At 50.5% G+C, this 14,967-nt stretch carries 14 protein-coding genes; 5 read left to right on the top strand and 9 right to left on the bottom strand.

Annotated elements, in window-relative coordinates; genetic code table 11:
• Positions 1-394: 394 nt before the first annotated feature.
• Both chuA and chuS read left to right on the top strand, forming a co-directional pair.
• Complete coding sequence (gene chuA, locus LG381_RS03100) at positions 395-2,284, top strand: TonB-dependent heme/hemoglobin receptor ChuA/ShuA (RefSeq protein ID WP_307723224.1); 1,890 nt, start codon at positions 395-397, stop codon at positions 2,282-2,284.
• A gap of 48 nt (positions 2,285-2,332) precedes the next feature.
• Positions 2,333-3,361 (top strand): hematinate-forming heme oxygenase ChuS, encoded by a 1,029-nt coding sequence (gene chuS, locus LG381_RS03095; protein ID WP_085461366.1) that lies wholly within the window; start codon positions 2,333-2,335, stop codon positions 3,359-3,361.
• Positions 3,362-3,422: 61 nt separating this feature from the next.
• Here chuS and LG381_RS03090 read toward each other — a convergent pair whose 3' ends face one another.
• The 6 genes from LG381_RS03090 to LG381_RS03065 form a co-directional block, all read right to left on the bottom strand.
• Positions 3,423-3,953, bottom strand: coding sequence for a helix-turn-helix domain-containing protein (locus tag LG381_RS03090; RefSeq protein ID WP_225762011.1), 531 nt, complete (start codon positions 3,951-3,953; stop codon positions 3,423-3,425).
• A gap of 142 nt (positions 3,954-4,095) precedes the next feature.
• On the bottom strand, positions 4,096-4,662 hold the full coding sequence (slp, locus tag LG381_RS03085) for an outer membrane lipoprotein Slp (protein WP_001044201.1): 567 nt from the start codon (positions 4,660-4,662) through the stop codon (positions 4,096-4,098).
• 391 nt (positions 4,663-5,053) lie between these two features.
• Entirely contained in the window at positions 5,054-5,479 is a 426-nt protein-coding gene (gene arsC, locus LG381_RS03080; RefSeq protein WP_085461365.1) for a glutaredoxin-dependent arsenate reductase, read from the bottom strand.
• A gap of 12 nt (positions 5,480-5,491) precedes the next feature.
• Positions 5,492-6,781, bottom strand: a complete 1,290-nt coding sequence (gene arsB / locus LG381_RS03075) for an arsenite/antimonite:H(+) antiporter ArsB (protein ID WP_225762010.1) — start codon at positions 6,779-6,781, stop codon at positions 5,492-5,494.
• Positions 6,782-6,835: 54 nt separating this feature from the next.
• Positions 6,836-7,189, bottom strand: a complete 354-nt coding sequence (gene arsR, locus LG381_RS03070) for an As(III)-sensing metalloregulatory transcriptional repressor ArsR (RefSeq protein WP_222680874.1) — start codon at positions 7,187-7,189, stop codon at positions 6,836-6,838.
• Positions 7,190-7,727: 538 nt separating this feature from the next.
• On the bottom strand, positions 7,728-7,901 hold the full coding sequence (locus tag LG381_RS03065; RefSeq protein ID WP_038809072.1) for a hypothetical protein: 174 nt from the start codon (positions 7,899-7,901) through the stop codon (positions 7,728-7,730).
• A gap of 27 nt (positions 7,902-7,928) precedes the next feature.
• On the opposite strand from LG381_RS03065, the gene dinQ reads away from it, so the two are divergent.
• Entirely contained in the window at positions 7,929-8,012 is an 84-nt protein-coding gene (gene dinQ / locus LG381_RS03060; RefSeq protein ID WP_001295215.1) for a damage-inducible type I toxin DinQ, read from the top strand.
• Positions 8,013-8,065: 53 nt separating this feature from the next.
• On the opposite strand, the gene gorA is transcribed toward dinQ, so the two are convergent.
• Positions 8,066-9,418 (bottom strand): glutathione-disulfide reductase, encoded by a 1,353-nt coding sequence (gene gorA / locus LG381_RS03055; protein ID WP_225762009.1) that lies wholly within the window; start codon positions 9,416-9,418, stop codon positions 8,066-8,068.
• Between the two features lie 71 nt (positions 9,419-9,489).
• Positions 9,490-10,332 (bottom strand): 23S rRNA (adenine(2030)-N(6))-methyltransferase, encoded by an 843-nt coding sequence (gene rlmJ / locus LG381_RS03050; RefSeq protein ID WP_032226712.1) that lies wholly within the window; start codon positions 10,330-10,332, stop codon positions 9,490-9,492.
• Positions 10,333-10,594: 262 nt separating this feature from the next.
• Between rlmJ and prlC the strand changes: the two genes are divergently transcribed.
• Together prlC and rsmJ are read left to right on the top strand one after the other, a co-directional pair.
• Positions 10,595-12,637, top strand: coding sequence for an oligopeptidase A (gene prlC / locus LG381_RS03045; RefSeq protein WP_225762008.1), 2,043 nt, complete (start codon positions 10,595-10,597; stop codon positions 12,635-12,637).
• 7 nt (positions 12,638-12,644) lie between these two features.
• A complete protein-coding gene (gene rsmJ, locus LG381_RS03040) occupies positions 12,645-13,397 on the top strand; it encodes a 16S rRNA (guanine(1516)-N(2))-methyltransferase RsmJ (RefSeq protein WP_032226709.1) in 753 nt (250 codons plus the stop codon).
• 48 nt (positions 13,398-13,445) lie between these two features.
• Here rsmJ and dtpB read toward each other — a convergent pair whose 3' ends face one another.
• Positions 13,446-14,915, bottom strand: a complete 1,470-nt coding sequence (dtpB, locus tag LG381_RS03035; protein WP_105290297.1) for a dipeptide/tripeptide permease DtpB — start codon at positions 14,913-14,915, stop codon at positions 13,446-13,448.
• Between the last annotated feature and the right edge of the window lie 52 nt (positions 14,916-14,967).

The raw sequence follows: 14,967 nt of genomic DNA, 5'->3' as shown, positions 1-14,967 counted from the left end.
AATTCTCATTATCAAGTTAGTATTTAACAAAATATGATCATATGGATAATGAAATTATAACTTTCGTGAGGGATAACGCACGGCACTCTTCACTTCAGACGTGGTGTACCACCCGGCCTGATAAGAGGGCTTGTATTTGCGCAATTGTCAGAAATACCAGGTAATTTCACGGGATATAAACGCCAATTAACTCACCTGGTTAATACTATCGCCTTGAATCGTAAATAAATTTATTTTCGCCAGCCACCCCGGTTTTTACCCAGGCAGCCAGCATTTTTTATTTTCCTCATGGAGAATCGCTATGTCACGTCCGCAATTTACCTCGTTGCGCTTGAGTTTGTTGGCTTTGGCTGTTTCCGCCAGCTTGCCGACGATTGCTTTTGCTACTGAAACCATGACTGTTACTGCAACGGGGAATGCCCGAAGTTCCTTCGAAGCGCCAATGATGGTCAGCGTTATCGACACTTCCGTCCCTGAAAACCAAACGGCCACTTCTGCCACCGATCTGCTGCGCCATGTTCCTGGGATTACTCTTGATGGTACGGGACGCACGAATGGTCAGGATGTGAATATGCGTGGTTATGACCATCGCGGTGTGTTGATCCTTGTCGATGGTGTTCGTCAGGGAACCGATACTGGACACCTGAATGGTACTTTCCTCGATCCGGCGCTGATCAAACGCGTTGAGATTGTCCGTGGTCCTTCGGCATTACTGTATGGCAGTGGCGCGCTGGGAGGGGTTATCTCCTACGATACGGTCGATGCAAAAGATTTATTGCAGGAAGGACAAAGCAGTGGTTTTCGTGTCTTTGGCACTGGCGGCACGGGAGACCATAGCCTGGGATTAGGCGCGAGCGCGTTTGGGCGAACTGAAAATCTGGATGGCATTGTGGCCTGGTCCAGTCGCGATCGTGGTGATTTACGCCAGAGCAATGGTGAAACCGCGCCGAATGACGAGGCTATCAACAACATGCTGGCGAAAGGAACCTGGAAAATTGATTCTGCCCAGGCTCTGAGCGGGTTAGTGCGTTATTACAATAACGACGCGCGTGAACCAAAAAATCCGCAGACCGTTGAGGCTTCTGATAGCAGCAACCCGATGGTTGATCGCTCAACGATTCAACGTGATGCGCAGCTTGCTTATAAACTCGCTCCGTTGGGCAACGACTGGTTAAATGCCGATGCAAAAGTTTACTGGTCGGAAGTCCGTATTAATGCGCAGAACACGGGGAGTTCCGGCGAGTATCGTGAACAGACGACAAAAGGTGCCAAACTGGAGAACCGTTCCACTCTGTTTGCCGATAGTTTTGCCTCTCACCTGCTGACATATGGCGGTGAGTATTATCGTCAGGAACAGCATCCTGGCGGTGCGACGACGGGGTTCCCGCAAGCGAAAATCGATTTCAGCTCCGGTTGGCTGCAAGATGAGATAACCTTACGCGATCTGCCGATTACCCTGCTTGGCGGAACCCGCTATGACAGTTATCGCGGTAGCAGCGACGGCTACAAAGATGTGGATGCCGACAAATGGTCATCTCGTGCGGGGATGACTATCAACCCGACCAACTGGCTGATGTTATTTGGCTCGTATGCGCAGGCATTCCGCGCCCCGACGATGGGCGAAATGTATAACGATTCTAAGCACTTCTCGATTGGTCGCTTCTATACCAACTATTGGGTGCCGAACCCGAATTTGCGTCCGGAAACCAACGAAACTCAGGAGTACGGCTTTGGGCTGCGTTTTGATGACCTGATGTTGTCCAATGATGCCCTGGAATTTAAAGCCAGCTACTTTGATACCAAAGCGAAGGATTACATCTCCACGACCGTCAATTTCGCGGCGGCGACGACCATGTCGTATAACGTCCCGAACGCCAAAATCTGGGGCTGGGACGTGATGACGAAATATACCACTGATCTGTTTAGCCTTGATGTGGCCTATAACCGTACCCGTGGCAAAGACACCGATACCGGTGAATATATCTCCAGCATTAACCCGGATACTGTTACCAGCACCCTGAATATTCCCATTGCCCATAGTGGCTTCTCTGTCGGTTGGGTCGGTACGTTTGCCGATCGCTCAACACATGTCAGCAGCAGTTACAGTAAACAACCGGGCTACGGCGTGAATGATTTCTACGTTAGCTATCAAGGGCAGCAGGCGCTCAAAGGCATGACCACCACTCTGGTACTGGGCAACGCCTTCGATAAAGAGTACTGGTCGCCGCAGGGTATCCCGCAGGATGGTCGTAACGGAAAAATTTTCGTGAGTTATCAATGGTAATCATCTGCCCCGATATTTCGGGGCGTTTATCTGGAAGGAAGAGAGACAATGAACCACTACACACGCTGGCTTGAGTTAAAAGAACAAAATCCCGGAAAGTACGCGCGTGACATCGCAGGTTTAATGAATATTAGCGAAGCAGAACTGGCATTTGCGCGCGTCACGCACGATGCGTGGCGGATGCGTGGCAATATTCGTGAAATTCTGGCAGCACTGGAAAGCGTTGGCGAAACCAAATGCATTTGCCGGAATGAATATGCTGTTCATGAGCAGATAGGTGCTTTCACGAACCAGCATTTGAACGGTCATGCCGGATTAATACTCAACCCGCGCGCGCTGGATTTACGACTGTTTCTCAATCAGTGGGACAGTGTTTTCCATATAAAAGAAACCACGACTCGCGGCGAACGCCAGAGTATTCAGTTCTTTGATCATCAGGGCGATGCGTTACTGAAAGTTTATGCCACCGATAATACCGACATGGCGGCATGGAGCGAGCTTCTGGGGCGTTTTATCGTCGAAGAGAATACGCCGCTTGAGTTAAAAGCCGTTGATGCGACTGCTGCACAAACCGACGTAGATGCCAGTGTGGTCGAGCAAGAGTGGCGGGCGATGACCGACGTTCATCAGTTTTTTACGTTGCTCAAGCGCCACAACCTGACTCGTCAGCAGGCGTTTAATCTGGTGGCAGACGATTTGGCCTGCAAAGTACCCAATAGTGCGCTGGCGCAGATACTGGAATCCGCCCAGCAAGACGGTAATGAGATCATGGTATTTGTTGGCAACCGTGGTTGCGTACAGATCTTCACCGGTGTGGTTGAAAAAGTGGTGCCGATGAAAGGCTGGCTGAATATTTTCAACCCAACGTTTACTCTTCACCTTTTAGAGGAGTGCATTGCTGAAACTTGGGTAACTCGTAAACCCGCCAGTGACGGTTATGTGACCAGTCTGGAATTGTTTGCCCATGACGGTACGCAGATTGCGCAGCTCTATGGTCAACGTACAGAAGGCGAACAGGAGCAAGCGCAATGGCGTAAACAGATTGCGGCATTGACGCAGGAAGGTGTTACTGCGTAAAGCGTAATTGTGCGGAGGTCTGGCGGTCGCCGGGCCTCTTTATAAATATCGGCTGGCGAGTTCAGACCAGATAATCAATATGTTGATGACGTACCAGTTCGTTGATCCGCTTAAGGTTGAGAATCATCATAATATTGTGTTTATGGCAGTAGAATGTTTTCAGCGAAATTTTTAATTTTCCCAGAATATCTTCTGTCGTCATTTGATTAGCAATGCAGGTCAGAACTTGATGTTGTTTGCATGAGAGTGACACATTCGCTTCTGGCACAGAACAGTAACTGCCATTAAGCAGCGCGACAAAGTCAATAATCGTAATATTTCTCTGGACAAAAGTTACCGGGACTTTTCCCAGACAGCGTTTAATATTAAACGGTGAGAAAACAATGACATGAACAGGCTTCAGATGTTCAATTTTGTTGAGTATTGAAGAATGAAAGACATTGTTCATTAATGTATCAATAATCACTAAGGCATTCTGATGCAATGTTAAGTCGATCTCCTCTTCGTTCTGTATATGAACGACATTACCCTTACTTAAAATATTTTTCATCGCGGTGAAAAACATTGTATCCCTGGTAATTATAAGAAACATAACCGACTCCTGTTGCGGACATTAACTTTATAATCAGGTCGCCAAAGGTAATAAATAGAGAGGATATTATAATTATTGTTATATATAAATATTCATACTAAAGATGCAGATATTTGAAAAATATCTGCATCTTTAAACTAAATTATTTCACCAGTTCTGGCGTTACCTGGCTAACCGCATTAGTGTAGTAAGGTGCGCCCCAGCCTGGTTCAGGCCAGAATGCGCCGTAGCCGTAATCCCACAGGTTGTAGGTGGTGTTGACCACTTCTCTCAAATGCCACACCTGAATACCTTGTACATTCACGTCAACGAAGTTATATGGGACTTTATTGATAAATCCAGGTTGTTCTCCCTGAATTGTGCCGAGAACAGTAACAAAGTGATTACGATAGTTCACTGGGTCAAGGAAGCCATTTTGTCTGGCGAGCAGGCGACCTTGATAGTTGGCTTCAATGTCAGGTTTGGCATAGCTATCCAGCGGTAATACGGCGATTTCTAACAACGTATCAGTTTTGCCGTTAATAACGTTGATAACCTTACCGCCAAAGCGTGCCTGTTGCCCAACATACAAATTCGGTTGGTTATGAACAGCAACAAAACTTTTTTGAATATCAGGTTGATTATTGCCTTTAATATTTTGCGGAATCGAACTACATGCGGCAAGAAAAAATGAAAGGCTGAAGATGAGTGCACCTTTTGTCTTGTTCATGTTACTATCCTTATCAACAAATGTTAAAACCATAATAGATATTTCTTTATAGTTTTCATCCGATTCTTAGGCGATATGCCTGATAGTAACGTAAACCTGTCTGATATTTATATCCTTGAATATTAGTCCCGGATAGCATTGACATATGATGTTATTATCCGTCTCCTCGTAATATTAGTTCTTTATTTAATTATTATAATGAGTTTATTTTTTATCTCATGTTACATGGAGTGCTAATTATTAGCATTATGGTGATAACCATTTATTAAAATGGAAACTATTTATCTTCGAGGGCAGGAAGCGCAATTTACTGAGATTGCACGATCTCGCATCCGGTAAGAAATGATACGCTCTTCGTCAGAGATTGGGGGCACAGCCACCCCCCCTTTGTTTATTTTAATCGTTTACCCGAATCATCGACCACTTTCTCACCGTCTTCCTTGGTAAACGCCCCTTTCTGAGTATCTGGCAGGATCTCCAGCACCACTTCCGAAGGACGGCACAGCCGGGTTCCCAGCCGCGTTACCACGATTGGGCGGTTAATCAGAATCGGGTGTTGCAACATAAAGTCGGTTAACTGATCGTCAGTAAATTTATCTTCTGCCAGACCCAGTTCCTCATACGGTTCAACGTTTTTACGCAGCAGGGCGCGAACAGAAATCCCCATATCAGCAATGAGTTTTACCAGCTCATCACGCGTCGGTGGGGTTTCCAGATAATAGATAATGGTCGGTTCTGTACCGCTGTTGCGGATCATCTCCAGCGTATTACGCGACGTGCCGCAGGCCGGGTTGTGATAAATGGTAATGTTGCTCATATCAGTATCTCATTACAAAGTGAAAGAGAGGCGTAGCACCAGCGCCACCAGCGTTACAAACAGTACCGGCAGGGTCATGAGAATCCCTGTGCGGAAGTAATATCCCCAGGTAATCGTCATATTCTTCTGCGAAAGTACGTGCAGCCAGAGCAGCGTCGCCAGGCTACCAATTGGGGTGATTTTCGGCCCCAAATCGCAGCCAATCACGTTGGCATAAACCATCGCTTCTTTGATAACGCCAGATGCCGTGCTGCCATCAATGGACAACGCGCCAACCAGTACCGTCGGCATATTGTTCATAATAGAAGAGAGGAAGGCGGTGAGGAATCCGGTGCCCAGCGTCGCGGCCCACAGGCCGTTATCCGCCAGCACGTTGAGTACGCCAGAAAGATATTCCGTTAACCCGGCATTGCGCAGGCCATAAACCACCAGATACATACCGAGCGAGAAGATGACAATCTGCCAGGGCGCGCCGCGTAGCACTTTACCCGTATTGATAGCATGACCGCGTTTAGCGACTACAAACAAAATCAGCGCACCCACCGCCGCAATGGCGCTTACCGGAATGCCGAGTGGTTCCAGGACGAAAAATCCCACCAGCAGAAGCAGTAAAACAACCCAGCCAGTTTTGAGGGTGGCGGGATCTTTAATTGCTTCTGCCGGTGCTTTCAGCAGCGCCATATCGTAGTTCTGCGGAATATCTTTGCGGAAATAGAGATGCAACATCACCAGCGTGGCAACAATCGCGGCGATATCCACCGGCACCATTACCGAAGCATATTCGCGAAAGCCAAGACCAAAGAAATCTGCCGAAACGATATTCACCAGGTTCGAGACGATAAGCGGCAGGCTGGCGGTATCGGCAATGAATCCGGCCGCCATCACGAACGCCAGCGTAGTGCCTTTGCTGAACCCTAACGCCAGCAGCATGGCGATGACAATCGGCGTTAAAATAAGCGCCGCGCCATCATTGGCAAACAGGGCAGCAACGGCAGCGCCGAGCAGGACAATCCAGGTAAACAACAGGCGACCGCGTCCATTGCCCCAGCGTGAAACGTGCAGCGCCGCCCATTCGAAAAAGCCGGATTCATCCAGCAGCAGACTGATGATAATAACGGCAATAAATGCGGCAGTTGCATTCCAGACGATATTCCACACCACCGGAATATCGCCCGGATGAACCACGCCCGTCATTAACGCCAGCACCGCGCCCAGCGTCGCACTCCAGCCGATGCCTAAACCTTTCGGCTGCCAGATAACCAATACAATGGTCAGGACAAAGATAGCGCCTGCCAGTAACATAATGCCTCCCGGATAAAACACATGCGAAAATCCATATGTGTTTAGCTAAATTTTTTAACTGCAAATGTTCTTATTGTCTGCGGAACAATTTTGTCGGGCCAGGTTACGGATAACAGCCTGAACCTTTTCCTGTTCACATCGCCAGGCCTCATCAATAATTTTCGCCGCCCATGCTGGAATATGCGGCGATAGGCGGTAATGAACCCACTTACCTTGCTTGCGATCCAGCAATAGCCCGCTTTCACGCAGCAATGCCAAATGGCGGGATATCTTGGGCTGCGACTGATCGAGGGCAGTGCAGAGATCGCAGACGCATAACTCTCCCAGTTCGCTAAGCAGTAAAACGATGCCCAGACGGGTTTCATCAGCAAGAATTTTGAACAATTGGATGGGTAACAGAAATGACATATTGCGCTCCTGATTGTTGCAGGTAGTGTCTCTCTTCGAAGCGGATAAGTCAAAAACATATATGTTTTAACGGATGCGTAGGTGCAGAGGAAGGTAAAAGGTGTGAATTTTGAGTTGGCTATTCATTCGAAAGGAGGTCTGAATCAGGACGTAAAAAAACCGACTTTGCGTCGGTTTTTTACTTTCCAGCCCAGAGTTGGTGGCTCTGGCTGGAGTGAGAGAGCTCTTATCTAACAGCTCAATACTATTAGCCAGTGGCTAACATTGCAAGAATTAGCAATTTCTTCAGCTGGCGGAGGGGGCACTTCGGTATATATCGCAGTGACGATTTATATACTTTCACTGGGTCATCGTCATATTAAGCCTTGTCCGAATCCGGATGTAAAAAAACCGACTTTGCGTCGGTTTTTTACTTTCCAGCCCTGAGTTGGTGGCTCTGGCTGGAGTGAGATAGTCATCATCTAACGCATCAATGCTAATACCATACTGAAACTATTGCAAGGACGTGCTGGTTTTATAACCTGTATGTACTGTGTGATTATCCAGTTAGCTCTGAGACATTTTCACTCTGACAATGCGCATAAACGCTTTCAAAGTCCTGGTCAGAAGTACGGGTGGTGCCGTTAACTGATGCTCTGGCCGGAGTGAGATAGTCGTCATCTAACAATGGGACATGCGCCGTGACAGGCAGTGGATGAGTAAGCGGATGCATTCTCACTCCATCGCATGGAGAAAACGGGTGATTGATAAAGCAATCATCGTTCTTGGGGCGTTAATTGCGCTGCTGGAACTGATCCGCTTTCTGCTTCAGCTTCTGAACTGATAGCGGAAACGTAACTAAGGGCAAAGAGCACACCACTCTTTGCCCTTTAACATTTAACGCATTGTCACGAACTCTTCTGCCGCCGTCGGGTGAATGGCAACCGTGTTGTCGAAGTCTTTTTTGGTTGCGCCCATCTTCAGCGCCACCGCGAAGCCCTGCAACATTTCGTCCATGCCAAAACCAATGCCGTGAATACCGACAATCATCTCTTCCGATCCAACGCACACCAGCTTCATGCGGCACGGCTGGCGGTGAGTGGTGACGGCAGTATACATCGCGGTGAAAGAGGATTTATACACTTTCACCTGATCGTCGCCGTACTGCTCGCGCGCCTGCGGCTCCGTTAAACCAACAGTACCAATCGGCGGATGGCTGAAGACCACGGTCGGAATGTTGCTGTAATCCAGATGCTCATCCGGCTTGTTATTAAACAGGCGTTCAGAGAGACGGCGACCTGCCGCTACCGCGACCGGCGTCAGTTCCACTGCGCCTGTGTTATCGCCCACCGCGTAAATACCTTCAACGTTGGTATTTTGATATTTATCGACGACGATATAGCCTTTTTCGTTGGTTTTAACGCCAGCGGCTTCGAGGTTGATGTTGTCATTGGCAGGTTCACGTCCAATCGCCCAAATCAGGCAATCTACCGTTTCACTGCGACCATCTTCCAGCTCCAGCGTCAGGCTGCCATCGGCATTTTTCACCACCGCTTTCGGGATTGCATTGGTGTGCAGCTGCGGGCCTTCAGAGTTCATCACTTCGACCAGCGTTTCGGAGATCATCGGGTCAAAGCTGCGCAGCGGCGCGTGTTTACGCACAAACAGATGCGTCTTCGCGCCGAGGCCGTTAATCACGCCAGCCAGTTCAACGGCGATGTAACCCGCACCAACAACCGCTACACGCTCTGGCAAAGCTGGTAGGGCAAAGAAACCATCGGAATCAATGCCGTATTCCACGCCCGGAATATCCGGGTGGCTTGGGCGACCACCGGTGGCGATCAGAATATGATCGGCCGTAATGGTTTCACCGTTAACTTCCAGCGTTCTGGCATCAACGAAGCGAGCAAAGCCCTTGATTACATCAACGTTATTTTTACCGAGTACGTTTTCATAGGAAGTATGAATACGGTCGATATAGGCGGTACGGCTGGCGATCAACGTTTCCCAGTTGAACTTATTGATAGTGGTATCAAAGCCATAATCCGGGCCGTACATGTGGATCGCTTCGCGGATTTGCGCCGCGTGCCACATCACTTTTTTCGGCACGCAGCCAACATTCACGCAGGTGCCGCCCAGCTCTTTGGCTTCAATCAGCGCGCATTTCTGACCGTACATAGCCGCGCGGTTGATGGAGGCGATACCGCCGCTGCCGCCGCCGATGGCGATGTAATCATAGTGTTTAGTCATGACAGAGTGTCCTTATCGTTGATTACCGCGATTGTAGCGCGAGACGTAATAGGTGCCAGCGATGGTTGCAATTACTCCGGCACGATCCAGCTTACGGTGGCGTGCCCGGTGCCTGCCGGAACCAGTTTGCTGTGCAGCCACGGCAGCACGTTGTTCATTTGCTGCTCCAGCTTCCACGGTGGATTAATCACAATCATGCCGGAAGCGGTCATACCACGGCGGTCGCTGTCCGGCAGCACCGCCAGTTCAATTTGCAGAATTTTGCGAATGCCGGTCGCTTCCAGGTCGTGGATCATGCGCTTGATCTGCTGGCGCAACACCACCGGATACCATAATGCGTAAGTGCCGGTAGCGAAACGTTTGTAGCCTTCTGCTATCCCGCTGACCACCGCCTGATAGTCGGTTTTCATTTCATACGGTGGGTCGATAAGGATCAGGCCACGACGGGAAACTGGCGGCAGTTTTGCTTTCAGTTGCAGGAAGCCGTCGGCTTTTTCTACGCGCGCACGGCTGTCTTTCTGAAATTCAGAACGCAGCAACGGGAAATCGCTCGGATGTAGCTCGGTCAGTTGCAGGCTGTCTTGTTCACGCAGTAACTGACGGGCAATCAACGGCGAACCGGGGTAGTAACGCAACTGTCCGCTACGGTTGAAGTGTTTTACCACATTGATGTACGGCTCCAGTTCTGCGGGCAAATCGTCCTGCTGCCAGATACGGGCGATACCTTCGAGATATTCGCCAGTACGCTCGGCGTGTTCGCTGCTTAACTGATAACGCCCGGCACCCGCGTGGGTATCGAGATAGAGAAACGGTTTATCTTTCTCTTTCAGCGACTCGATGATCAGGCTCTGAACGGTATGTTTAAGGACGTCGGCGTGGTTGCCAGCGTGAAAGCTGTGGCGATAACTGAGCATGGGTAAAGGTGTTCCGGTAAGTAAAAATCGGCCCGTATTTGGGGCGCACAAAAGCATATCAGGACAGTATACCGAAAAGAGGACGTCGCCGCGAAAGCGTAACGTTTCTCATTGAAATTCACTACACTTAACCCCATGCTATTACCCATTACGCGTCGGATGGCATCGGCCTATTAACGTAGGCCGGATAAGACGTCTGCGTCGCCTCCGGCGAAAGCGCCTGTGAGCGTTTCGTTCCCTCTATTTAACCAGGACTGTACCTATGACGAATCCGTTACTGACTCCCTTTGAATTGCCTCCGTTTTCTAAAATTCTCCCGGAACATGTCGTTCCTGCCGTGACTAAGGCGCTGAACGACTGTCGCGAAAATGTGGAGCGCGTGGTAGCGCAGGGGGCACCGTACACCTGGGAAAATCTCTGCCAACCGCTGGCAGAAGTGGACGATGTGCTGGGACGTATTTTCTCCCCGGTCAGCCACCTGAACTCGGTGAAAAATAGCCCGGAGCTGCGCGAAGCCTACGAACAAACGCTGCCGCTGCTGTCAGAATACAGCACCTGGGTAGGGCAACATGAAGGACTGTATAAAGCGTATCGCGATCTGCGCGATGGTGATCATTACGCCACGCTGAACACGGCACAGAAGAAAGCGGTTGATAACGCACTGCGTGATTTTGAACTGTCGGGCATCGGTCTGCCGAAAGAGAAACAGCAACGTTACGGCGAGATTGCCACCCGTCTCTCCGAGCTGGGCAACCAGTACAGCAACAACGTCCTCGATGCGACGATGGGCTGGACTAAACTCGTTACCGACGAAGCTGAGCTGGCGGGTATGCCAGAAAGTGCGCTGGCTGCGGCAAAAGCCCAGGCCGAAGCGAAAGAACTTGAAGGCTACCTGCTGACGCTGGATATCCCAAGCTACCTGCCGGTAATGACTTACTGCGACAACCAGTCTCTGCGCGAAGAGATGTATCGCGCTTACAGCACACGCGCCTCCGATCAAGGCCCGAACGCCGGTAAGTGGGACAACAGCAAGGTGATGGAAGAGATCCTCGCGCTGCGTCACGAACTGGCGCAATTGCTGGGTTTTGAAAACTACGCCTTCAAATCGCTTGCCACTAAAATGGCAGAAAATCCGCAGCAGGTGCTTGATTTCTTAACCGATCTGGCAAAACGCGCGCGTCCGCAGGGCGAAAAAGAGCTGGCGCAACTGCGTGCCTTCGCCAAAGCCGAATTTGGTGTGGATGAGTTGCAGCCGTGGGATATCGCTTACTATAGCGAAAAACAGAAACAGCACCTCTACAGCATCAGCGACGAACAACTGCGTCCGTACTTCCCGGAAAACAAAGCGGTTAACGGCCTGTTTGAAGTGGTGAAACGTATTTACGGCATCACCGCCAAAGAGCGTAAAGATGTTGATGTCTGGCATCCTGATGTGCGTTTCTTCGAACTGTATGATGAGAACAACGAACTGCGCGGCAGCTTCTACCTCGACCTGTATGCCCGTGAGAACAAGCGCGGCGGGGCGTGGATGGATGACTGCGTAGGCCAGATGCGCAAAGCCGACGGTTCGCTGCAAAAACCGGTCGCTTATCTGACCTGTAACTTCAACCGCCCGGTGAACGGTAAACCGGCGCTGTTTACCCATGACGAAGTGATCACCCTGTTCCACGAGTTCGGTCACGGCCTGCATCATATGCTGACCCGCATCGAAACCGCCGGTGTTTCCGGTATCAGCGGTGTGCCGTGGGATGCGGTCGAACTGCCGAGTCAGTTTATGGAAAACTGGTGCTGGGAGCCGGAGGCGCTGGCGTTTATCTCCGGTCACTATGAAACCGGCGAACCGCTGCCGAAAGGGTTGCTGGATAAAATGCTGGCGGCGAAGAACTACCAGGCGGCGCTGTTTATTCTGCGTCAGCTGGAGTTCGGCCTGTTCGATTTCCGTCTGCACGCGGAGTTCCGTCCTGAACAAGGTGCAAAAATCCTCGAAACCCTGGCAGAAATCAAAAAACTGGTTGCCGTGGTGCCGTCTCCGTCATGGGGCCGTTTCCCACATGCATTTAGCCATATCTTTGCTGGTGGTTATGCAGCAGGTTACTACAGCTACCTGTGGGCTGATGTGCTGGCGGCGGATGCTTTCTCGCGCTTTGAGGAAGAGGGGATTTTCAACCGTGATACTGGACAGTCGTTCCTCGACAACATTCTGAGCCGTGGCGGTTCAGAAGAGCCGATGGAACTGTTCAAACGCTTCCGTGGTCGCGAACCGCAACTGGATGCGATGCTGGAGCACTACGGCATTAAGGGCTGATCATTCAGTGAAAATCTGCTTAATTGATGAATCGGGCGCCGGAGACGGCGCCTTATCTGTTCTGGCGACCCGCTGGGGGCTGGAGCACGATGAAGACAATCTGATGGCCTTGGTGTTAACGCCAGAGCATCTGGAACTGCGTAAGCGTGATGAGCCGAAACTCGGCGGCATTTTCGTTGATTTTGTCGGCGGGGCAATGGCGCACCGACGCAAATTCGGCGGTGGTCGTGGCGAAGCGGTAGCAAAAGCGGTGGGCATTAAGGGCGATTATCTGCCGGATGTCGTCGATGCGACCGCAGGATTAGGTCGTGATGCCTTCGTGCTGGCTTCTGTCGGTTGTCGTGTACGGATGCTGGAGCGTAATCCGGTAGTTGCCGCGCTGCTCGACGATGGCCTGGCGCGTGGCTATGCCGATGAGGAAATTGGTGGCTGGTTGCAGGAACGGTTGCAGTTGATTCACGCTTCCAGTTTGACGGCGCTGACCGATATTACTCCGCGCCCGCAAGTGGTCTATCTTGACCCGATGTTCCCACATAAGCAGAAAAGCGCGCTGGTGAAGAAAGAGATGCGAGTGTTTCAGTCGCTGGTGGGGCCGGATCTCGATGCCGATGGGTTGCTGGAGCCTGCGCGGCAACTGGCGACCAAACGTGTGGTGGTAAAGCGCCCGGACTACGCGCCGCCGCTGGCAAACATTGCCACACCGAACGCGGTTGTCACCAAAGGGCATCGCTTTGATATTTATGCCGGAACGCCGGTGTAAAAGTGAAAACGGGTAGCGTTATAGCTACCCGTTTTTCTGCAAGAATCATCAATGGCTTTCCGGCGTCTCAATCATTCGTTTCAGCCAGGGCACCATCATCAGCATCACTACTGCAACGCCCAGCGTGACCAGACCAATCTTACCAAACACGTTGGTGTAGACAGGTAACGTCTCAAGCGGATCGGTAATGTTGTCTGGCACTGCGGTAAATGTTGCCACATAGCCGCCGAGCAAGAACGCGGCAGCCTGCGTCAGAAACCACATTCCCAGAATAAAGCCCATCAAATGCTGTGGCACCAGAGCAGCAACCATCGCCAGACCCAGGGCGCTAATAAACAGTTCACCCAGGCTCTGGAACAAGTAAACCAGCACGATAAACCACGGCGATGTCAGCCCCTGCGCATCAGCAAACCACATTCCCGCAGCGGCGGCAGTCAGAAATCCCAGCGAGCACATAAACATGCCGAGAGTAAATTTCATCGGCATCGAGAGGTCCTTGCCTTTGTTACCCAGATGCGTGTAAATGCCCGCCAGTATTGGGCTGGCGAGTACCACCCAGAATGGGTTAAGCGCCTGGAAGCTGACCGGGTTGATGGAAAAACCGAGAATTTCATGATGTACGTTGTTGATGGCAAAGAAGTTCAGCGACGTTGGCATCTGGGCATAGAGGATGTAAAACACCACCGCTTCGAGCATCAGGACAAAGGCGACAAACATTTTATTGCGCCCGGTTTTATCCAGCTTGAATGCCTGACGGAAGAAGATAATGGTGACGACGATGGAGAGGGCGATCAGCACCAGATTGGCGATTTCTACGTTGTGCATCAGCCATGCACAGACGAAGATCATCACTACGCTGCCAATCAACACGTACAACAGTTTGCCGAAGTTCAGTGGTCGGAAGTCAGGATCTGAACCAATATCTTGCACCATCCCGCGACAGGCGATGTAGACCAGTAGCGCGACAATCAGACCTGCCCCACACAGGTTATAGGTTACGGAATAACCAAATCTATCGGCAATCACGGGTGCCAGCGACAACGCCACCAATGAACCAATATTGATCGACATGTAAAACAGTGTGAAAGCACCATCCAGACGCGGATCTTTCGGTGGATAGCATTTAGAAAGCAGGCTTGCCGGGTTGGCTTTAAACAAGCCGTTACCGACGGCAATAGTCCCCAGGGCGATGAAAATCAGATCAGGCTTAAGTAGTGACATTCCGGTCATGAAGTAGCCAATCGCCAGCACAATAGCCCCAAGAACAATGGTGCGTTTAGTCCCAAGCAGGTGGTCGCCGACATAGCCACCAATGGAGATAAGTCCATAGACCAGCGCAGCAAAAGCGCCAAAGGTAACAAAGGCCTGCTCTTGTGAGAATCCGAGCTGTTTAACGAAGAAAACCGCCAGCACGCCTTGCACGCCGTAGTAGCCGAATCGCTCCCATAATTCGACAAAAAAGATCATGAAAAATGGGCGAGGTTGTTGCAGCATCCCAGTGGGTGTTGTTGTATTCATATTTATTAACCTTCCAATACCATCCTGAAAAGTATGAACGCGTAAGTGGTTG

The organism is Escherichia sp. Marseille-Q3837 (assembly GCF_916618735.1).
Lineage (GTDB): Bacteria > Pseudomonadota > Gammaproteobacteria > Enterobacterales > Enterobacteriaceae > Escherichia > Escherichia ruysiae.
The sequence above is the reverse complement of the archived record's forward strand: the minus strand, read 5'-3'. Positions and strand labels throughout refer to the sequence as shown.